Below are 630 nucleotides of genomic sequence, written 5' to 3'. Positions count from 1 at the left end.
CAATAAGTTTAATCAAGAACCCCTTTTGAGTGACGGCATGAATTTTCTTAGGCAAATACTTGGTAATATCACTAAAAGCTGTTTCAATCCGCTTTCTGTGAATAGATATCAGATATTCCATACACGGATTATGCGGCTTTGTGGAATTACTTTTCCTGGCAGCTTTCAGATAAATATTATTATCGGCCAGCATGTCTTCAAGCAAATAATCAGTGTAAGCGGAATCAGCCAGAAGTTGACTTCCATCAGGCAGGTTGACCGGCAATTGTTTTATACCGTCAATATCATGGATTCCGCCTGCTGTAAAGGTAAATTCTACGGGAATACCATCCGAAGTAACTATCATATGAACTTTAAAACCATAAAAATAAACACGTTTGGAAGCACATTTACCTCGGTATTGTTCCCCTTTGACAATCCTGGATCTACTTATGCGTATATTATGGCAGACCTCTACAGGAAAGCTATCGATGCTATAAGTTGTCTCAAGGCTCATACCCTTTATTGCCTGGCCTGTATAGAAAAAGAGTTGGCTAAGAAATTCTCCTATATTGTGCAACCTGCGGTTGAAGCGGCTTTTGCCAAGCATACGAGGCATCAATCCGGTAGAACGGACAAAACAGATGGATT

1 protein-coding gene is annotated in these 630 nt (G+C 40.0%); it reads right to left on the bottom strand.

What is annotated here, in order from left to right; translation table 11 throughout:
• The coding region (locus ACFO6W_RS26320) for an IS982 family transposase (RefSeq protein ID WP_380002145.1) at positions 1 to 589 on the bottom strand (589 nt) is incomplete at its 3' end.
• Between the last annotated feature and the right edge of the window lie 41 nt (positions 590 to 630).

Origin of the sequence: Dysgonomonas termitidis (assembly GCF_042654545.1) — a bacterium.
GTDB classification, from domain to species: domain Bacteria; phylum Bacteroidota; class Bacteroidia; order Bacteroidales; family Dysgonomonadaceae; genus Dysgonomonas; species Dysgonomonas termitidis.
Note: the sequence above shows the minus strand (reverse complement) of the source record. Positions and strands in the feature narration are given on the sequence as shown.